This window comes from Pseudomonas fluorescens, from assembly GCF_902497625.1.
In the GTDB taxonomy this organism is placed as follows: domain Bacteria; phylum Pseudomonadota; class Gammaproteobacteria; order Pseudomonadales; family Pseudomonadaceae; genus Aquipseudomonas; species Aquipseudomonas fluorescens_BQ.
In genome coordinates this window covers 41,082-60,580 of sequence record NZ_CABVGX010000037.1, presented here as the reverse complement: position 1 = coordinate 60,580, position 19,499 = coordinate 41,082, and the positions used below count along the sequence as shown (strand labels likewise).

The window sequence follows — 19,499 nt, the reverse complement described above, 5'->3', positions numbered from 1 at the left end:
TGCCGAAGGCTGCGTCCCCTGTAGCAGAAACCGCGCTCCCTGTAGCAGCTGCCGAAGGCTGCGTCCCCTATAGCAGGAACCGCGCTCCCTGTAGCAGCTGCCGAAGGCTGCGTCCGACTGCGAAGCAGGCGTAAATAATGGCTGCGCAGTATCTGAGCCAGTCCCAGTCTGGGGCTTAAGCGACTGCTTCGCAGTCGGACGCAGCCTTCGGCAGCTGCTACGGGTCACGCGGCCTTTGGCAGCTGCTATACGGACATGGGGCGCGGCTCATTAGCAACTACACAACGCGTTATCCAGCACTGCAATCAAATCGAGCGGATGATCGATCACGGCATCCGCGCCCCAGTGTTTCGGGTTGTCATCCGGGTGAATGTAGCCGTACGTCACGGCACAGGTTTTTGTGCCGGCATCACGGCCGGACTCGATGTCGCGCAAATCATCGCCGATAAACAGCACACTGGCCGGGTCCAGATCCAGCAGCTTGCACGCCAGCGTCAGCGGTTCCGGGTCCGGCTTGCTGTTGGTCACATGGTCCGGGCAGATCAATACTTTCGAGCGTTCAGCCAGGCCCAGTTGCTGCATGATCGGCTCGGCGAAGCGCACCGGTTTGTTGGTGACCACGCCCCAGATCAGATTGGCTTTCTCGATTTTCTCCAGTACTTCGGCCATGCCATCGAATAGATGGCTGTGCACCGCGCAACCCTTGAGATAGCGGTCGAGAAACTCCTGACGCAATTCCTCGAAACCCGGCGATTCCGGGTCCATGGAAAAGGTCGCGGCGACCATCGCTCGCGCACCACCGGAAATTTCATCGCGAATGTACTGCGGGTTGATTGGCGGCAAGCCACGGTCGGCGAGCATCGCCTGAGAAATCGCGATGAAGTCAGGCGCGGTGTCGAGCAGCGTGCCGTCCATGTCGAAAAGAACCGCTCTGAGACGCATCGCCTTATTCCTCGCGCAGGGTCTGGATCATGTAATTGACGTCCACGTCCGACGCCAGTTTGTAGTGTTTGGTCAGCGGGTTGTACGTCAGGCCAATGATGTCCTTGACGGTCAGGCCAGCCATGCGGCTCCAGGCACCCAGCTCGGAAGGGCGGATGAATTTCTTGAAGTCATGAGTGCCGCGCGGCAGCAGCTTCATGATGTATTCAGCGCCGACGATGGCGAACAGGTAAGCCTTCGGGTTGCGGTTGATGGTGGAGAAGAACACCTGGCCGCCCGGTTTGACCATTTTGTAGCAGGCGCGAATCACCGAGGACGGATCCGGCACGTGCTCGAGCATTTCCAGGCACGTCACTACATCGAACTGCTCGGGCATTTCCTCTGCCAGTGCTTCGGCGGTGATCTGCCGGTATTCAACGGTCACCCCCGATTCCAGCTGATGCAACTGGGCGACCGCCAGCGGCGCTTCGCCCATGTCGATGCCCATCACCGTCGCGCCGCGTTGCGCCATGGCTTCGCTGAGGATGCCGCCACCGCAACCGACGTCGAGGACCTTCTTGCCGGCCAGGTTGACGCGCTCGTCAATCCAGTTGACCCGCAGCGGGTTGATGTCGTGCAGCGGTTTGAATTCGCTTTCGCGGTCCCACCAGCGATGGGCCAGCGCTTCGAATTTGGCGATCTCGGCGTAGTCGACGTTGCTCATGTTCAATCCTCTAAAACCTGAAAAATCCTGTTGCCCCGGGGTTGGCTCCGGGGGGCTTACAATTCGTTCCGACCGCTGATGCGCTGGCCCCAGGCCTTGGCGGTGGCGGCCAGTTGCTGTTCATCCATGCGCGTCAGGCGGCGGTCGTCGAGCAACTGCTTGCCAGCGACCCACAGGTGTTTCACGCAGTCGCGACCGGTAGCATATATAAGCTGCGACACCGGATCGTAGACCGGTTGTTGCGCCAGCCCGGACAGGTCGAACGCAACCATGTCTGCCGCTTTGCCGATTTCCAGCGAACCCGCATCAGCCTCGATACCCAGCGCGCGGGCGCCGTTCAGCGTGGCCATGCGCAATGCGCGGTGAGCGTCCAGCGCCGTGGCCGAGCCGGCGACCGCTTTTGCCAGCAACGCAGCGGTGCGGGTTTCGCCCAGCAGATCCAGGTCATTATTACTGGCCGCGCCGTCAGTGCCGATAGCGACATTGACACCCGCCTGCCACAAACGCTCGACCGGGCAGAAACCGCTGGCCAGCTTCAGGTTCGACTCGGGACAATGAATCACATTGGTGTTGCTTTCTACCAGCATCGCCAGGTCTTCTTCGCTGATCTGGGTCATGTGCACAGCCTGAAAGCGCGGGCCCAGCAGTCCCAGCCGCTCGAGGCGGGCCAGTGGTCGTTCGCCGGTCTGCTCGACCGCTTGCTGCACCTCGAATGCAGTTTCGTGCACGTGCATGTGAATAGAAGCGTCCAGTTCCTCGGCGATCACCCGGATCTTCTCGAGGTTTTCATCGCCCACGGTGTAAGGCGCGTGCGGGCCGAACGTCACTTTGATGCGTTCGTGGTGCTTGAGGTCGGTGAACAGTTCTACGCCCTGACGAATGGCTTCGTCCGCCGAGCTGGCGCCCGGGATGGGGAAGTCGAGAACAGGAATCGCGATCTGCGCGCGGATGCCGCTGTTGTGCACGCGCTCACTGGCCACCTTGGGGAAGAAATACATGTCGGAAAAGCAGGTGATGCCGCCCTTGATCTGCTCGGCAATGGCCAGGTCGGTGCCGTCACGCACGAAGGCTTCATCGACCCATTTGGCTTCCGCCGGCCAGATGTGGTTTTCCAGCCAGGTCATCAGCGGCAAATCATCGGCGAGGCCGCGGAACAGCGTCATGGCTGCATGGCCATGGGCATTGATCAGGCCGGGGCTGAGCAGCACGTCCGGCAATTCGCGGATTTCGCTTGCTTCAAGCTTCAGTGCGGCAGAACGTGGGCCGATGAAGACAATGCGCCCGTCGCGAATGCCCACGCCGTGTTCCTTGAGGACGACACCTGCAGGTTCCACGGGTACCAGCCAGGTCGGCAGCAATAACAGGTCGAGAGCAGGGGCAGGGTTTGGCATCGAGAGTCGGTTCCAGAGCTTTTGTGAAGAGGGCGAAGTATACCCGAGCGTCTTCGCGGGGGGCTCGCTATAATCGGCGGCTTTGTTACTGAATACGGGGTGTGGGATGCGCGATCGACTGTTGGCTGCGGAGAAGGTAAAGGCCATCGATTGGCGTGAGGGCGCCCTGTATCTGCTGGACCAACGTATTTTGCCGTTCGAAGAAACCTGGATCGCCTACACCAGCGCGGCAGGCGTTGCCGAGGCCATTCGCTCGATGGTCGTGCGTGGCGCGCCGGCGATTGGCATCAGTGCGGCTTACGGTGTGGTGCTGGCTGCCCGGGCCCGCTTCGCCGAGGGTGGCGATTGGCATGCGGCGCTGGAAGAAGACTTCGCGCTGCTGGCGGACTCGCGGCCGACGGCGGTGAATCTGTTCTGGGCGCTCGCTCGCATGCGTGATCGGCTGGACCGTCTGAAAAATCACGCCGATCCGCTGGCCGTGCTGGAGGCCGAGGCCATCGCTATCCATGACAGTGACCGCGAAGCCAACCTGACCATGGCGCAGCTCGGTGTTGACCTGATCCGCAAGCATCAGGGTAACGCGCAGACCATTCTGACTCACTGCAACACCGGTGCACTCGCCACCGGCGGCTTCGGCACGGCGCTGGGGGTGATTCGCGGTGCCTTTATCGAAGGCATGGTCGAGCGGGTTTACGCCGATGAAACCCGTCCGTGGCTGCAAGGTTCGCGACTGACCGCGTGGGAACTGGCCAACGAAGGCATTCCCGTAACGCTTAACGCCGACTCCGCCGCTGCGCACATCATGAAGACCAAAGGCATCACCTGGGTCATCGTCGGCGCCGACCGCATCACCGCCAATGGCGACGTGGCGAACAAGATCGGCACCTATCAACTGGCAGTCAACGCCATGCATCACGGCGTGCGCTTCATGGTGGTGGCGCCGAGTTCGACCATCGACATGAACCTTGCCAGCGGTGACGACATCCCGATCGAAGAGCGCGACGGCCGCGAGTTGCTGGAAGTCGGCGGCAAACGGGTCGGCGCGGATGTCGATGCGTTCAACCCGGTGTTCGATGTAACGCCAGCGGATCTGATCGATGTGATCGTCACCGAGAAAGGCATCGTCGAGCGGCCGGATACCGCGAAGATGGCACAGTTGATGTGTCGCAAGCGGTTGCATTGATGGTCTTCAGCGCCTGATAAATCGCCTTCGCGAGCAGGCTCGCTCCCACATTTGACCGAGTCAAACGCATATTTTGCACACGACACGGCCCCAATGTGGGAGCGAGCCTGCTCGCGAAGGGGCCCTGAAACCATAAATACCTATCATCTGACCCCAAAATCTGTATCAAACACAGCTCTAAGCCCCTCTGATCCCCTATCAGCCCCTCACCACTCAACTAACTACACTCCATGCGCATCTGGGGGATAGGTGCGTGGCGGCTCTTGTGATAACATTCGGCGGTTTCCAGGGTAGCTCGATGTGGCTGCCTTTACTGCGCAGATCCGTGGCATAAATCGTTGATTTGTCGTAAGTCGTTGCATGGCACTCAGCCTGCAGCGGCGAGCTTCGTTCGTCCCATATGGATGTGACGAAGTTTCACCAGAAAAAGGAATCAGGCTTCTCATGGGCGAACTGGCCAAAGAAATCCTCCCGGTCAATATCGAAGACGAGCTGAAGCAGTCCTACCTCGACTACGCAATGAGCGTAATTGTCGGGCGGGCACTGCCGGATGCGCGCGATGGCTTGAAGCCCGTGCACCGGCGTGTGCTGTTCGCGATGAGCGAGCTGGGCAACGACTTCAACAAGCCGTACAAGAAATCTGCCCGTGTTGTCGGTGACGTGATCGGTAAGTATCACCCGCACGGTGATACCGCTGTTTACGACACCATCGTTCGGATGGCGCAGCCATTCTCGCTGCGCTACCTGCTGGTAGACGGTCAGGGTAACTTCGGTTCGGTTGACGGCGACAACGCCGCCGCCATGCGATACACCGAAGTGCGCATGACCAAGCTGGCGCACGAGCTGCTGGCTGACCTGCATAAAGAAACCGTGGACTGGGTGCCGAACTACGACGGCACCGAAATGATCCCTGCGGTCATGCCGACCCGTATTCCCAACCTGCTGGTCAACGGCTCCAGCGGTATCGCCGTGGGCATGGCGACCAACATCCCGCCACACAACCTCGGTGAAGTCATCGACGGTTGCCTGGCGCTCATCGACAACCCCGAGTTGACCATCGATGAGCTGATGCAATACATCCCCGGTCCGGACTTCCCGACCGCCGCGATCATCAACGGTCGCGCCGGCATCATCGAAGCCTACCGCACCGGTCGCGGGCGCATTTACATGCGTGCCCGCTCGACCATCGAAGACATCGACAAGGTCGGTGGCCGTCAACAGATCGTCATCACCGAACTTCCTTACCAGCTGAACAAGGCCCGTCTGATCGAGAAGATCGCCGAGCTGGTCAAAGAGAAGAAGCTGGAAGGCATCACCGAACTGCGCGACGAGTCGGACAAGGACGGTATGCGCGTCGTGATCGAACTGCGTCGTGGCGAAGTGCCTGAGGTGATCCTCAACAACCTCTACGCCCAGACCCAGCTGCAAGCGGTGTTCGGCATCAACATCGTCGCGCTGATCGACGGCCGTCCGCGGATCCTCAACCTCAAGGACCTGCTGGAAGCCTTCGTGCGCCACCGTCGCGAAGTCGTTACCCGCCGTACCGTGTTCGAACTGCGTAAAGCCCGCGAACGTGGTCACATTCTGGAAGGTCAAGCGGTTGCCCTGTCGAACATCGACCCGGTCATCGCCCTGATCAAGGCGTCGCCAACGCCTTCGGAAGCCAAGGAAGCGCTGATCAAGACCGCGTGGGAATCTTCCGCCGTGGTCGCGATGGTCGAGCGCGCCGGTGCCGATTCGTGCCGTCCCGAGACCCTGGACCCGCAATACGGTCTGCGCGAAGGCAAGTACTTCCTGTCGCCGGAACAGGCGCAGGCCATTCTCGAGCTGCGCCTGCACCGTCTGACCGGTCTGGAACACGAGAAGCTGCTGGCCGAGTATCAAGAGATTCTCAACCAGATCGGCGAGTTGATCCGCATCCTCAGCAGCGCCACGCGCCTGATGGAAGTGATTCGCGAAGAACTGGAAGTGATCCGCGCCGAATACGGCGATGTGCGTCGCACCGAGATTCTCGATGCCCGTCTCGACCTGACCCTGGGCGACATGATCCCGGAAGAAGAGCGCGTCGTGACCATTTCCCACGGTGGCTACGCCAAGACCCAGCCACTGGCTGCGTATCAGGCTCAGCGTCGTGGTGGCAAAGGCAAATCGGCTACCGGCGTCAAGGACGAGGACTACATCGCGCACCTGCTGGTCGCCAACAGCCACACCACGCTGCTGCTGTTCTCCAGCAAAGGCAAGGTGTACTGGCTGAAAACCTACGAAATTCCGGAAGCGTCCCGCGCTGCCCGTGGTCGTCCGCTGGTCAACCTGCTGCCGCTCGACAGTGATGAATACATCACCACCATGCTGCCGGTCGAGGAATACACCGAAGGCCACTTCATCTTCATGGCCACCGCCAAAGGCACCGTGAAGAAGACCCCGCTGGAATCCTTCAGCCGTCAGCGTAGCGTCGGTCTGATCGCGCTGGAGCTGGACGAAGGTGACGTACTGATTTCCGCGTCCATCACCGATGGCAGCCGCGAAGTCATGTTGTTCTCCGATGGCGGTAAAGTGACGCGCTTCAAGGAAACCGACGTTCGTGCCATGGGCCGTACCGCTCGCGGTGTGCGCGGCATGCGTCTGCCGGAAGGGCAGAAGCTGATTTCCATGCTGATCCCCGAAGAAGGCAGCGAGATCCTCACTGCTTCGGCCCGTGGTTACGGCAAGCGTACGGCGATCTCCGAGTTCCCTGAGTACAAGCGTGGCGGTCAGGGCGTCATCGCCATGGTCAGCAACGATCGCAACGGCCGTCTGGTCGGCGCGGTGCAGGTGCTCGACGGCGAGGAGATCATGCTGATTTCCGACCAGGGCACACTGGTGCGTACCCGTGTTGACGAGGTTTCCAGCCTGGGTCGAAACACCCAGGGCGTGACCCTGATCAAACTGGCCAGTGACGAAACGCTGGTCGGTCTGGAACGGGTTCAGGAGCCGTCGGAAGTCGAGGGCGAAGAGCTCGAAGGCGAGGAGGGCGAAGAAGGTGCAGTGTTCGACGGTGAGGTCGTGATCGACGACGCAGTCGAAGACCAGCAACTCGACGCCGCCGCAGACGAAGAACCGCAAGAGTAAGCGGACACACAGGGGGCGGATGAGAATTCGCCCCCTTGTTGTTTGTCCGGTATGAAATATCGACACCCATGGAGATCCGTGTGGGTGCCGGGCTTTTGTGGCGAGGGGGCTTGCCCCCGTTCGATTGCGCAGCAATCGCAAACCTGTCACCACGTCCTCTTGCGAGATGGCGGTGGCTGGTTTAGGGGGCGCTTCGCACTCCAACGGGGGTAAACCCCCTCGCCACAGGAAGCCCGCTCCCGCATTGGATCGGTGTCGACTGATATGTGATCCACCAAATCAGAGCGAGATTGGATGTGAGCAAGAGAGCCTATAACTTCTGTGCCGGTCCTGCGGCGCTTCCCGAAGCTGTCCTGAAGCGCGCTCAGGGTGAACTCCTCGATTGGCACGGCAAAGGCCTGTCGGTCATGGAAATGAGCCATCGCAGCGACGAGTTCGTGTCCATTGCGACCAAGGCCGAGCAGGATCTGCGTGATCTGCTCAATATCCCTTCGAACTACAAAGTGCTGTTCCTGCAAGGTGGCGCCAGCCAGCAATTTGCGCAGATTCCGCTGAACCTGTTGCCGGAAAGCGGCAGCGCCGATTACATCGATACCGGTATCTGGTCACAGAAAGCCATCGAAGAAGCCTCGCGTTACGGCCACGTCAACGTCGCCGCCACTGCCAAGCCTTACGACTATTTCGCCATCCCCGGGCAGAACGAATGGAACCTGTCGAAAGACGCGGCCTACGTTCACTACGCGCCGAACGAAACCATCGGCGGCCTGGAATTCCAGTGGATTCCGGAAACCGGTGACGTCCCGCTGGTCGCCGACATGTCCTCGGACATTCTTTCGCGTCCGGTCGACATCTCGCGTTTCGGCATGATCTACGCCGGCGCACAGAAAAACATCGGGCCGAGCGGTCTGGTGGTCAACATCATCCGCGAAGACTTGCTCGGCAAGGCCCGCTCCCTGTGCCCGACCATGCTCAACTACAAGGTTGCGGCCGATAACGGCTCCATGTACAACACCCCGCCGACGCTGGCCTGGTACTTGTCCGGTCTGGTGTTCGAGTGGCTCAAAGAGCAGGGCGGCGTCGAAGCCATCGGCAAACTCAATGAACAGAAGCAGCGCACACTGTACAGCTTCATCGATGCAAGCGGCCTCTACAGCAACCCGATCAACCCGTCCGACCGTTCGTGGATGAACGTGCCGTTCCGCCTCGCGGACGACCGTCTCGACAAACCGTTCCTCGCCGGCGCCGACGAGCGTGGCCTGTTGAACCTCAAGGGTCACCGCTCCGTAGGCGGCATGCGCGCCTCCATCTATAACGCCGTCGACATCGGCGCGGTCAACGCGCTGGTTTCGTACATGGCAGAGTTCGAGAAGGAACACGGCTAATGTCTGAGCAAGAACTCAAGGCCCTGCGCGTTCGCATTGATGCGCTGGACACCAAAGTCCTCGAGCTGATCAGTGAGCGTGCGCGCTGCGCCCAGGAAGTGGCGCGGGTAAAAATGGCCTCGCTGGCCGAAGGCGAAGTGCCGGTGTTCTATCGTCCCGAGCGCGAAGCTCAGGTACTCAAGCGCGTGATGGAGCGCAATCAGGGGCCGCTGGGCAACGAAGAGATGGCGCGGCTGTTCCGCGAAATCATGTCCTCGTGCCTCGCCCTCGAGCAGCCGCTGAAAGTGGCCTATCTCGGCCCTGAAGGCACGTTCACCCAGGCGGCGGCCATGAAACACTTCGGCCACGCAGTCATCAGCAAGCCGATGGCGGCGATCGACGAAGTGTTCCGCGAAGTGGCCGCCGGTGCGGTGAATTTCGGCGTCGTGCCGGTGGAAAACTCCACCGAAGGCGCGGTCAACCACACGCTGGACAGCTTCCTCGAACACGACATGGTCATCTGTGGCGAAGTCGAGCTGCGCATTCACCACCACTTGCTGGTTGGCGAAAACACCAAGACCGACAGCATCAGCCGCATCTATTCCCACGCGCAGTCGCTGGCCCAGTGCCGCAAGTGGCTTGACGCACACTACCCGAATGTCGAGCGCGTGGCGGTATCGAGCAACGCCGAAGCGGCCAAGCGGGTCAAGGGGGAGTGGAATTCGGCGGCGATTGCCGGTGATATGGCGGCTGGCCTGTACGGGCTGACCCGTCTTGCCGAAAAGATTGAAGATCGCCCGGACAACTCCACGCGCTTTTTGATGATCGGCAGCCAGGAAGTGCCACCGACCGGCGACGACAAGACCTCGATCATCGTCTCCATGAGCAACAAGCCCGGCGCCCTGCACGAATTGCTCGTGCCGTTCCACGACAACGGCATCGACCTGACGCGCATCGAGACTCGTCCGTCGCGCAGCGGTAAATGGACCTACGTGTTCTTTATCGATTTCGTCGGTCACCACCGCGATCCGTTGATCAAAGGTGTGCTGGAAAAGATCAGTCAGGAAGCAGTAGCACTCAAAGTGCTGGGTTCCTACCCGAAAGCAGTCCTCTAAGGGGTAGCAAATGAGTGGCGACTTCCTCGCTCTGGCACAGCCGGGCGTGCAACAACTTTCGCCTTACGTTCCGGGCAAACCCGTGGACGAACTGGCGCGCGAACTGGACCTCGATCCGGCGAGCATCGTCAAGCTGGCGAGCAACGAAAACCCGCTGGGCGCCAGTCCAAAAGCCCTGGCCGCGATTCGTGATGAACTGGCTGAGTTGACCCGTTACCCCGACGGCAACGGTTTTGCACTGAAGACCTTGCTGGCCGATCAGTGCCGCGTCGAACTCAATCAGGTGACGCTGGGCAACGGCTCCAACGACATTCTCGAGCTGGTCGCGCGCGCCTATCTGGCGCCGGGCCTCAACGCGGTGTTCAGCGAGCACGCCTTCGCGGTCTATCCGATCGTCACCCAAGCCGTCGGTGCTACCGCAAAAGTGATCCCGGCCAAAGACTGGGGCCACGACATGTCGGCCATGCTTGCCGCGATCGATGCCGACACCCGTGTGGTGTTCATCGCCAACCCGAACAACCCGACCGGCACCTGGTTCGGCGCCGAAGCGCTGGACGAATTCCTGCAGGACGTTCCGGCCCACGTGCTGGTCGTGCTGGACGAGGCCTACATCGAATACGCCGAAGGCAGCGACTTGCCGGACGGTCTGGATTACCTGGCGGCGTACCCGAACCTGCTGGTTTCGCGCACGTTCTCCAAGGCTTACGGTCTGGCGGCATTGCGCGTCGGTTATGGCCTGTCGACTGCTGTCGTGGCCGATGTGCTCAACCGCGTGCGTCAGCCGTTCAACGTCAACAGCCTGGCCCTCGCCGCTGCGTGCGCCGCACTGCAAGACACCGATTACCTGGCACAAAGCCGTCGCCTCAACGAAGCCGGCATGCAGCAGCTGCAAGCGGGTTTCCGCGAGCTGGGCCTGAGCTGGATTCCGTCCAAGGGCAACTTCATCTGCGTCGATCTCGGCCAGGTGGCAGCGCCGGTGTTCCAGGGCTTGCTCCGTGAAGGCGTGATCGTGCGTCCGGTGGCCAATTACGGCATGCCGAACCATTTGCGCATCACCATCGGCTTGCCTTCGGAAAACACGCGTTTCCTTGAGGCGCTGACCAAGGTTCTGGCCCGTGGTTGATGTCACTGCATTGCAACCTGCTGCACCTATGATCGGTCGCCTGGTGGTGGTCGGTCTGGGCTTGATTGGCGGTTCGTTCGCCAAGGGTTTGCGCGAGAGTGGCCTGTGCCGCGAAGTGGTCGGGGTCGACCTTGATCCACAGTCGCGCAAACTGGCGGTGGAGCTGGGCGTGGTGGATCGCTGCGAAGAAGACCTGGCTGTTGCGTGCCAGGGCGCCGACGTGATCCAGCTCGCCGTGCCGATTCTGGCCATGGAAAAAATGCTCGCCCGGTTGGCAGCGATGGATCTGGGCTCGGTGATTCTGACCGATGTCGGCAGTGCCAAAGGCAACGTGGTGCGCGCCGCGACTGAAGCCTTTGGTGGCATGCCGCCGCGTTTTGTCCCGGGCCATCCGATTGCCGGTTCCGAGCAGAGCGGGGTGGAAGCCTCCAACGCCGAGCTGTTCCGTCGCCACAAAGTCATTTTGACGCCGCTGGACCAGACCGATCCGGCCGCGCTTGCGGTGGTCGACCGTCTGTGGCGCGAATTGGGCGCCGACGTCGAGCACATGCAGGTCGAGCGTCACGACGAAGTGCTGGCGGCGACGAGCCATTTACCGCACCTGTTGGCGTTCGGTTTGGTCGATTCATTGGCCAAGCGCAATGAAAACCTTGAGATCTTCCGTTACGCTGCCGGCGGTTTCCGTGATTTCACAAGAATCGCGGGAAGTGACCCGGTCATGTGGCACGACATCTTCCTCGCCAACCGCGAAGCTGTCCTGCGCACACTCGATACATTTCGCAGCGACCTCGACGCCTTGCGCGACGCGGTCGATGCAGGGGATGGGCACCAATTGCTGGGCGTGTTTACACGCGCCCGGGTTGCCCGCGAACATTTCAGTAAAATCCTGGCCCGCCGGGCTTATGTGGACGCTATGAACTCCAACGACCTGATTTTCCTGGCACAACCTGGTGGCCGCCTGACTGGGCGGATTCGTGTACCGGGCGACAAATCGATTTCCCACCGTTCGATCATGCTCGGTTCGCTTGCCGAAGGCGTCACCGAAGTCGAAGGCTTCCTCGAGGGCGAAGATGCCCTGGCGACCTTGCAAGCCTTCCGTGACATGGGCGTCGTGATCGAAGGTCCGCACCACGGTCGCGTGACCATTCACGGCGTCGGCCTGCATGGCTTGAAGCCGGCGCCGGGCCCGATCTACCTGGGCAACTCCGGCACCTCGATGCGTCTGCTTTCCGGCCTGTTGGCGGCGCAGAACTTCGACAGCACCCTGACCGGCGACGCCTCGCTGTCCAAGCGCCCAATGAACCGCGTAGCCAATCCGCTGCGTGAGATGGGCGCCGTGATCGAGACCGCTGCCGAAGGTCGTCCGCCGATGGTCATCCGTGGCGGCAACAAGCTCAAAGGCCTGACCTACACCATGCCGATGGCCAGTGCCCAGGTTAAATCCTGCCTGTTGCTGGCCGGTCTGTACGCCGACGGCAAAACCACCGTCACCGAGCCAGCACCGACTCGCGATCACACCGAGCGCATGCTGCGTGGCTTCGGCTACCCGGTCAGCGTCGACGGCGCGACGGCGTCGGTCGAGTCCGGGCACAAGCTCACTGCCACCCACATTGAAGTGCCGGGCGATATCTCGTCTTCGGCGTTCTTCCTGGTGGCGGCGTCGATTGCCGAAGGTTCCGAGCTGGTGCTTGAGCACGTCGGCATTAACCCGACGCGCACCGGCGTCATCGACATCCTGCGTCTGATGGGCGCCGACATCACCCTGGAAAACCAGCGTGAAGTCGGTGGCGAACCGGTAGCGGATCTGCGCGTACGTGCAGCTAAACTCAAGGGCATCGAGATTCCCGAAGCGCTGGTGCCACTGGCCATCGACGAATTCCCGGTGCTGTTCGTCGCCGCTGCCTGTGCCGAAGGGCGCACCGTGTTGCGCGGCGCCGAAGAGCTGCGCGTCAAGGAATCGGACCGCATTCAGGTCATGGCCGATGGCTTGCTGGCCCTGGGCGTCAAATGCGAGCCGACCCCGGACGGCATCATCATCGACGGCGGCCTGATCGGCGGCGGCGAAGTGCATGGACACGGCGATCACCGCATTGCCATGGCCTTCAGTGTTGCTTCGCTGCGCGCCACGGCGCCGATCCGCATCCATGACTGCGCCAACGTCGCAACGTCGTTCCCGAACTTCCTCGCGCTGTGCGCCCAAGTCGGCATTCGTGTGGCACAAGAGGCTCAATCGTGAAAAATATCGCACCGGTCATCACCATTGATGGGCCAAGCGGCTCTGGCAAAGGCACGGTCGCCGGCATTCTGGCCAAACGTCTGGGCTGGAACCTGCTCGATTCCGGTGCGCTTTATCGCTTGCTGGCGTTCGCCGCCCACAACCACGGCGTCGACCTGACCAACGAAGAGCTGCTCAAGCAACTTGCCGCTCATCTGGATGTGCAGTTCATCGCGGCGACCGACGGTCAGCTGCAACGCATCATTCTCGAAGGCGACGAGGTCAGCGACGTGATCCGCACCGAGAGCGTCGGCTCGGGTGCGTCGCAGGTCGCCGCACTGCCGGCGGTCCGCGAAGCCTTGCTCCAGAGGCAGCGCGCCTTTCAGGAGATGCCGGGTCTGGTCGCTGATGGGCGCGACATGGGCACTGTAGTTTTCCCGGATGCGCCGCTGAAAATCTTCCTGACTGCCAGTGCCGAGGAGCGTGCGCGCCGTCGTTACTTGCAGTTGAAGGGCAAAGTCGATGGTGTTAGTCTGTCGAGTCTGCTAGATGAGATACGTGCACGCGATGAGCGTGACACCCAGCGAGCGGTAGCCCCGCTCAAGCCGGCGGCTGACGCCATTCAGCTGGATTCCACGGAATTATCCATCGATCAGGTGTTGCAACGCATCATGAGCGAGATCGCACTCCGCGATATCGCCGGGTGACCAAGAAGCGTTTCAGGGGACCAGTCATAGTCCTGCGGTGCTTCTTTAAATGAACGTAACCCACGTCGTCTGGGATGTGGAGATGGGCGTATTCTTCGCCCTTATACTCAGGAATTAAAATGAGCGAAAGCTTTGCGGAACTCTTTGAAGAAAGCCTAAAAACCCTGAACCTTCAGGCAGGCTCCATCATCACCGGTGTTATCGTTGATATCGATTACCAAGCACGTTGGGTAACCGTTCACGCTGGCCTGAAGTCTGAAGCACTCATCCCGCTTGAGCAGTTCTACAACGACGCTGGCGATCTGACTATCAATGTCGGTGACGAAGTTCACGTTGCTCTGGACTCGGTTGAAGACGGCTTTGGTGAAACCAAGCTGTCCCGTGAAAAAGCCAAGCGCGCCGAGTGCTGGATTGTTCTGGAAGCAGCCTTCGCAGCCGAAGAAGTGGTCAAGGGCGTTATCAACGGTAAGGTTAAAGGCGGCTTCACAGTCGACGTTAACGGCATCCGTGCGTTCCTGCCAGGTTCTCTGGTTGACGTCCGTCCAGTGCGCGACACCACGCACCTGGAAGGCAAAGAGCTGGAATTCAAGGTCATCAAGCTGGATCAGAAGCGCAACAACGTTGTCGTTTCCCGTCGCAGCGTCCTCGAAGCCGAGAACTCCGCCGAGCGTGAAGCTCTGCTGGAATCCCTGCAGGAAGGCCAACAAGTCAAAGGTATCGTCAAGAACCTCACCGATTACGGCGCATTCGTCGATCTGGGTGGCGTCGATGGCCTGCTGCACATTACCGACATGGCTTGGAAGCGTATCAAGCATCCATCGGAAATCGTCAACGTTGGCGACGAGATCGATGTCAAGGTTCTGAAATACGATCGCGAACGCAACCGTGTTTCTCTGGGCCTCAAGCAACTGGGCGAAGATCCATGGGTTGCTATCAAAGCCCGTTACCCAGAAAGCACTCGCGTTACCGCTCGTGTAACCAACCTGACCGACTACGGCTGCTTCGCTGAGCTGGAAGAAGGCGTTGAAGGCCTGGTACACGTTTCCGAAATGGACTGGACCAACAAGAACATCCACCCTTCGAAAGTCGTACAAGTCGGCGACGAAGTGGAAGTTATGGTTCTGGACATCGACGAAGAGCGTCGTCGTATCTCCCTCGGCATCAAGCAGTGCAAATCTAACCCATGGGAAGATTTCTCTGGCCAGTTCAACAAGGGCGATAAAATCTCCGGCACCATCAAGTCGATCACCGATTTCGGTATCTTCATTGGTCTGGACGGCGGCATCGACGGTCTGGTTCACCTGTCCGACATCTCCTGGAACGAAGTGGGCGAAGAAGCCGTTCGCCGCTTCAAGAAGGGCGACGAGCTTGACACCGTTATCCTGTCGGTTGACCCAGAGCGCGAGCGCATCTCCCTGGGTATCAAGCAACTGGAAAGCGATCCGTTCTCCGAGTACGTTCAAGAGAACGACAAAGGCGCAATCGTTAAAGGCACTGTGAAAGAAGTTGACGCTAAAGGCGCCATCATCACTCTGGCCGACGATATCGAAGCGACTCTGAAAGCCTCCGAAATCAGCCGTGACCGCGTTGAAGACGCGCGCAACGTTCTGAAAGAAGGCCAGGAAGTAGAAGCCAAGATCATCAGCGTTGACCGCAAGAGCCGCGTAATCCAGCTCTCCATCAAGTCGAAAGACGATGCTGAAGAGAAAGAAGCAATCCAGAGCCTGCGCGACAAGCCAGCTTCGGACACTGCTGCTCCTGGTCCTACCACTCTGGGCGACCTGTTGCGTGCACAAATGGAAAAACAGAACTAAGTTCTGTCAGACCATAAAAAGGGCGACTTCGGTCGCCCTTTTTCATGCCCGCAATTCCACCCCCTGTAGGAGCTGGCGCAGCCTGCGATCTTTTGATCTTAATCGTTGATCGTCAAATCCGCCGATCCCCCATTCAACTCCAGTCCTCACAACCACCCCAAACACTGAACCATCCCCCCAAAAAAACGGTCCCTTTCTTTAACAGGATCAAATGCTTATTTGCAGCTACTCTATAGCCTGAAACAAACGCCAGTCGGGCAGAGCGTCCGATAAGGAAGTGAATGAACAAGCTCATTGTCATATTGGCTTTACTGACATTGGCAGGCTGCTCCACAAACGCCAAAACTCACTCAGTGCGCGGGGTGAGCGGCATCGAAATTGACTGCTCCGGCCTGGGCTCAAACTGGGAAAAGTGCCAAAAGCGCGCAGCCAAGGAGTGCAAAGGCGCAGGCTACAAAGTAGTAACGCGATCCGATGACGCCAAGGATGAAGACCAATACCCATTCGGCTTCAATCCCGCAGGCCTGGTAACCCGAACCATGTTGGTGATTTGCAAATAAATCGGGCAAAGAAACGGTGGAGCAATGCCCCGTAGTCGGGCAGCGCACTGCTGGCGGTAGCGTGGAGAAAGTCGGACTGTTCAAATTCATCCGGTCATGCTAAAACCTTGGTAGCGATTTTCCTAGCTGCTTGAAAAAGAAGGGAAAAATATGACGAAGTCGGAGTTGATCGAACGAATTGTCACCCATCAAGGGCTGCTCTCATCCAAGGATGTGGAGCTGGCCATCAAGACCATGCTTGAACAAATGTCTCAGTGCCTGGCCACCGGTGATCGGATTGAGATTCGGGGGTTTGGGAGTTTTTCGTTACACTATCGCGCGCCGCGGGTTGGGCGGAATCCTAAGACTGGGCAGTCGGTGAGCCTTGACGGGAAGTTTGTGCCTCATTTCAAGCCGGGGAAGGAGTTGCGGGATCGGGTGAATGAGGAAGAGGAAGAGGGGCTTGTGTAGGGCCTCCCCAGAGCAAGGAACCGTAAATGCGTAATGTTCAACGAGTGCTGCTTGCTGTTTTATGCCTGCTTATTGTTTTGGCAATCCTAGCTTTCGTCCTAGAGAACCAACAGCCGGTGTCTTTGGTGTTCCTAGGTTGGACGGGGCCCGAATTGAGGATTTCACTCGTCGTAGTGATTGCTATGTTAGCCGGCATGGTGCTTGGTCCGACTCTTGGCTGGCTTATAAGGCGCCTACCGAGAGCACCTCGTAAACGTCTAGCTTGAAAACGCCCGATTAGCTGCGCGTCGATGGTATACAGCCCGCGCATATCCATTAGTAAAACGCTCATTAAACTGTAAAATGCAGCGTTTGTCCGATGGTCGAAATACTTGGGCGGGCGGAGTACTTCGTTAGCAGGATCGACCATTGCGGACTCTGGCATTTATGGATTTGGCAGCGTTAGTAGCTCTGTCAGTTACTCAAAGGTGTGCATTAGAGTGAAAATTCTTGTAACCGGCGGAGCCGGCTTTATCGGCTCGGCTGTAATCCGACATATCATTTCCGATTCGACTGATTCTGTCGTGAACGTCGATAAACTTACCTACGCGGGCAACCTTGAATCATTAATAGAAGTGTGCGACAACACCCGCTACGCATTTGAGCATGTTGACATTTGTGATCGTGAAGAAGTTGATCGTGTTTTTCGAGAGCATCAGCCCGACGCGATCATGCACCTGGCTGCCGAGTCTCATGTAGATCGCTCGATTTCGGGGCCTTCGGAATTCATCCAGACCAACATCATCGGTACCTATACTTTACTTGAAGCGGCTCGCCATTATTGGAAAGCTCTGAGCGACGAGCGTAAGGCAACATTCCGGTTCCATCATGTGTCTACAGATGAAGTTTATGGTGACCTAGAGGGGCCAGATGATCTTTTCACAGAAACCACGCCTTATCAGCCAAGCTCTCCCTATTCCGCAAGTAAAGCCAGTTCCGATCACCTAGTCCGAGCATGGGGTCGTACCTATGGACTGCCATTCTTGATCACCAACTGTTCAAATAACTACGGTCCGTACCACTTTCCTGAAAAACTAATTCCGCTGATCATTCTTAATGCGCTTGAAGGTAAGTCACTGCCAGTCTACGGACAGGGTAATCAAGTCCGAGATTGGCTGTATGTCGAGGACCATGCTCGCGCCTTATTCCAAGTTATTAGCTCAGGTGAGATCGGTGAGACCTACAACGTTGGCGGTCACAACGAGAAGCAAAATATTGAGGTTGTACGGACTCTCTGCGGACTGCTAGATGAAATGCGTCCGGACTCTCCTTATTGCCCGCACGCTGGTTTAATCACCTATGTGCAGGATCGACCAGGGCACGATCAACGCTACGCTATTGATGCGGGCAAGATTCAAAGCAAATTGGGCTGGGTGCCTGAAGAAACTTTTGAAAGCGGAATCAGGAAAACAGTTGAGTGGTATCTCACGAATACAGAGTGGATAGCTCATGTGAAGAGTGGTAGCTATCAAAAATGGCTTGATGAGAATTACTCTGCTCGGTCAAGTAAGTGATTGTGTCAATGCTGAAAATTATCTTCATGGATGATTTTAGCATCGCGAGCCGCATTAAAGAAAACCATCGTACTTATGTAAGAGAATTCACAGTTTCAAGGTTCTAGAAATTTTGATCAATGATCTATTGGGCCTGTCTTCTCTGAGATAGACAGGATAGTTACTTCAGAGGGCTAATTTAGTATGCAGAATTATTCAGATATATCCTCTAATGGCAATGAGGTCGATCTGAGGATATTGATGATCGCTCTCTGGCAACAGCGATTGCTCATTCTCGGCGCTATGATTGCAGTAATGGTCGTGGGGGCGGCATTTGCTTTTTTGAGCAGTCCTATCTATGCGGCGAAAGTCGTTGTTGTGCCTCCTACGCAAAATGATATTGCAAACTACAATTATGGCCGAACTGCAGAAAACCATTTGGCCCCTTTTTCGGTAAAGGATGTCTATGGTGTTTTCATGCGGAACTTGCAGGCGGATTCACTTCGTCGAGAGTTTTTTAATACTGTCTATCTTCCGGCTTTATCGGAAGAAGAGCGCTCGAAATCTATAGAGAATCTGTACGAAGATTACTCGAAGGCCTTAACGGTTTCTCCTGCCGCTAAGGATAATCCTGATCGTTATCTAGTCGCGGCCAAAGATGGGAGCGCTGAACAAGCTGCAATGTTAATCGGCAAGTTTATCGCGCGCGCGAGTGAACTTGCGAAGAATGAGATGGTAAAAAATATTTCAAGTGAGGCTGATGTTCTCGCTCGGAATCTCCAGCAGCAGATCATATTGTTCCGTGAAGTGGGACAGCGTGAGCGCCAGGATTCAGTCGCCAAATTGCAAGAAGCACTCGTTGTCGCGGAAGCTATTGGCTTGGAGAGACCGCCGATTGTTACGGGAGACGCAGCTGTTAAATTTGCCGGCAGCTTGGACGAGCAGCCGTTGTATATGCGCGGATCTATCGCGCTGAGAGCTGAAATCAATAATCTTGATACCCGGAAGTCAGATGACCCATTCATCAATAAACTCAGAACCTTACAAACAAAATCAAGATTTTATACGGAGCTAGAATCGAATATTAGAAATGTTCAAGTGTTTAGGATGGACGGTGAAATTATTCTTCCGGAAAACCCGGTCTATCCTAAAAAGACTATAATTATAGTTTTGGCCGCTGTACTAGGCCTAATAATAGGCATGGTGATTGCTTTTTTACGAATATTTTTACGTAAAAATCATAGCGTTGGAATGAGCGAGTTAACGAGATAGGGGGAGATACCTTTTGTCTCATT

At 57.9% G+C, this 19,499-nt stretch carries 16 protein-coding genes; 13 read left to right on the top strand and 3 right to left on the bottom strand.

Features of this window, described 5'->3' with window-relative positions; translation table 11 throughout:
- Positions 1–270: 270 nt before the first annotated feature.
- From mupP to F8N12_RS20520, 3 genes are read right to left on the bottom strand one after another with little or no spacing between them, the layout of a single operon-like run.
- Complete coding sequence (gene mupP / locus F8N12_RS20530) at positions 271–942, bottom strand: N-acetylmuramic acid 6-phosphate phosphatase MupP (protein ID WP_150582018.1); 672 nt, start codon at positions 940–942, stop codon at positions 271–273.
- A gap of 4 nt (positions 943–946) precedes the next feature.
- Positions 947–1,645, bottom strand: a complete 699-nt coding sequence (ubiG, locus tag F8N12_RS20525) for a bifunctional 2-polyprenyl-6-hydroxyphenol methylase/3-demethylubiquinol 3-O-methyltransferase UbiG (RefSeq protein WP_150582017.1) — start codon at positions 1,643–1,645, stop codon at positions 947–949.
- 56 nt (positions 1,646–1,701) lie between these two features.
- On the bottom strand, positions 1,702–3,036 hold the full coding sequence (locus tag F8N12_RS20520) for a TRZ/ATZ family hydrolase (RefSeq protein WP_150582016.1): 1,335 nt from the start codon (positions 3,034–3,036) through the stop codon (positions 1,702–1,704).
- 106 nt (positions 3,037–3,142) lie between these two features.
- Between F8N12_RS20520 and mtnA the strand changes: the two genes are divergently transcribed.
- The 13 genes from mtnA (at position 3,143) to F8N12_RS20455 (ending at position 19,476) form a co-directional block, all read left to right on the top strand.
- Positions 3,143–4,219: an S-methyl-5-thioribose-1-phosphate isomerase gene (mtnA, locus tag F8N12_RS20515; protein WP_150582015.1), complete on the top strand. Its 1,077-nt coding sequence runs from the start codon at positions 3,143–3,145 to the stop codon at positions 4,217–4,219.
- Positions 4,220–4,663: 444 nt separating this feature from the next.
- A complete protein-coding gene (gyrA, locus tag F8N12_RS20510; protein ID WP_150582014.1) occupies positions 4,664–7,327 on the top strand; it encodes a DNA gyrase subunit A in 2,664 nt (887 codons plus the stop codon).
- A 296-nt stretch (positions 7,328–7,623) separates the two neighbouring features.
- Positions 7,624–8,709, top strand: coding sequence for a 3-phosphoserine/phosphohydroxythreonine transaminase (gene serC, locus F8N12_RS20505; RefSeq protein WP_150582013.1), 1,086 nt, complete (start codon positions 7,624–7,626; stop codon positions 8,707–8,709).
- The gene (gene pheA, locus F8N12_RS20500; RefSeq protein ID WP_028620536.1) at positions 8,709–9,803 is read left to right on the top strand and encodes a prephenate dehydratase; all 1,095 of its coding nucleotides are present in this window, start codon (positions 8,709–8,711) and stop codon (positions 9,801–9,803) included. Before serC ends, pheA begins: the two co-directional genes overlap by 1 nt.
- Before the next feature lie 10 nt (positions 9,804–9,813).
- On the top strand, positions 9,814–10,926 hold the full coding sequence (gene hisC / locus F8N12_RS20495; protein WP_150582012.1) for a histidinol-phosphate transaminase: 1,113 nt from the start codon (positions 9,814–9,816) through the stop codon (positions 10,924–10,926).
- 28 nt (positions 10,927–10,954) lie between these two features.
- Positions 10,955–13,162, top strand: a complete 2,208-nt coding sequence (locus tag F8N12_RS20490) for a bifunctional prephenate dehydrogenase/3-phosphoshikimate 1-carboxyvinyltransferase (RefSeq protein WP_263596524.1) — start codon at positions 10,955–10,957, stop codon at positions 13,160–13,162.
- Positions 13,159–13,848, top strand: coding sequence for a (d)CMP kinase (gene cmk, locus F8N12_RS20485; protein ID WP_150582010.1), 690 nt, complete (start codon positions 13,159–13,161; stop codon positions 13,846–13,848). The genes F8N12_RS20490 and cmk overlap by 4 nt, the downstream gene beginning before the upstream one ends.
- 119 nt (positions 13,849–13,967) lie before the next feature.
- Positions 13,968–15,662, top strand: coding sequence for a 30S ribosomal protein S1 (rpsA, locus tag F8N12_RS20480; protein ID WP_150582009.1), 1,695 nt, complete (start codon positions 13,968–13,970; stop codon positions 15,660–15,662).
- Between the two features lie 281 nt (positions 15,663–15,943).
- Entirely contained in the window at positions 15,944–16,222 is a 279-nt protein-coding gene (locus F8N12_RS20475) for a hypothetical protein (RefSeq protein WP_150582008.1), read from the top strand.
- A gap of 150 nt (positions 16,223–16,372) precedes the next feature.
- Entirely contained in the window at positions 16,373–16,672 is a 300-nt protein-coding gene (gene ihfB / locus F8N12_RS20470) for an integration host factor subunit beta (protein WP_150582007.1), read from the top strand.
- A gap of 26 nt (positions 16,673–16,698) precedes the next feature.
- A complete protein-coding gene (locus tag F8N12_RS20465) occupies positions 16,699–16,938 on the top strand; it encodes a lipopolysaccharide assembly protein LapA domain-containing protein (protein WP_150582006.1) in 240 nt (79 codons plus the stop codon).
- Between the two features lie 213 nt (positions 16,939–17,151).
- A complete protein-coding gene (gene rfbB, locus F8N12_RS20460) occupies positions 17,152–18,225 on the top strand; it encodes a dTDP-glucose 4,6-dehydratase (protein ID WP_150582005.1) in 1,074 nt (357 codons plus the stop codon).
- Positions 18,226–18,408: 183 nt separating this feature from the next.
- Positions 18,409–19,476, top strand: a complete 1,068-nt coding sequence (locus F8N12_RS20455; protein WP_150582004.1) for an LPS O-antigen chain length determinant protein WzzB — start codon at positions 18,409–18,411, stop codon at positions 19,474–19,476.
- Positions 19,477–19,499 lie beyond the last annotated feature (23 nt).

What these genes read in the sequence shown, in the direction of transcription:
- mupP (WP_150582018.1), bottom strand. Translation starts at nt 942, where the DNA reads ATGCGTCTCAGAGCGGTTCTTTTCGACATGGACGGCACGCTGCTCGAC.
- ubiG (WP_150582017.1), bottom strand. Translation starts at nt 1,645, where the DNA reads ATGAGCAACGTCGACTACGCCGAGATCGCCAAATTCGAAGCGCTGGCC.
- F8N12_RS20520 (WP_150582016.1), bottom strand. Translation starts at nt 3,036, where the DNA reads ATGCCAAACCCTGCCCCTGCTCTCGACCTGTTATTGCTGCCGACCTGG.
- mtnA (WP_150582015.1), top strand. Translation starts at nt 3,143, where the DNA reads ATGCGCGATCGACTGTTGGCTGCGGAGAAGGTAAAGGCCATCGATTGG.
- gyrA (WP_150582014.1), top strand. Translation starts at nt 4,664, where the DNA reads ATGGGCGAACTGGCCAAAGAAATCCTCCCGGTCAATATCGAAGACGAG.
- pheA (WP_028620536.1), top strand. Translation starts at nt 8,709, where the DNA reads ATGTCTGAGCAAGAACTCAAGGCCCTGCGCGTTCGCATTGATGCGCTG.
- hisC (WP_150582012.1), top strand. Translation starts at nt 9,814, where the DNA reads ATGAGTGGCGACTTCCTCGCTCTGGCACAGCCGGGCGTGCAACAACTT.
- F8N12_RS20490 (WP_263596524.1), top strand. Translation starts at nt 10,955, where the DNA reads ATGATCGGTCGCCTGGTGGTGGTCGGTCTGGGCTTGATTGGCGGTTCG.
- rpsA (WP_150582009.1), top strand. Translation starts at nt 13,968, where the DNA reads ATGAGCGAAAGCTTTGCGGAACTCTTTGAAGAAAGCCTAAAAACCCTG.
- F8N12_RS20475 (WP_150582008.1), top strand. Translation starts at nt 15,944, where the DNA reads ATGAACAAGCTCATTGTCATATTGGCTTTACTGACATTGGCAGGCTGC.
- ihfB (WP_150582007.1), top strand. Translation starts at nt 16,373, where the DNA reads ATGACGAAGTCGGAGTTGATCGAACGAATTGTCACCCATCAAGGGCTG.
- F8N12_RS20465 (WP_150582006.1), top strand. Translation starts at nt 16,699, where the DNA reads ATGCGTAATGTTCAACGAGTGCTGCTTGCTGTTTTATGCCTGCTTATT.
- F8N12_RS20455 (WP_150582004.1), top strand. Translation starts at nt 18,409, where the DNA reads ATGCAGAATTATTCAGATATATCCTCTAATGGCAATGAGGTCGATCTG.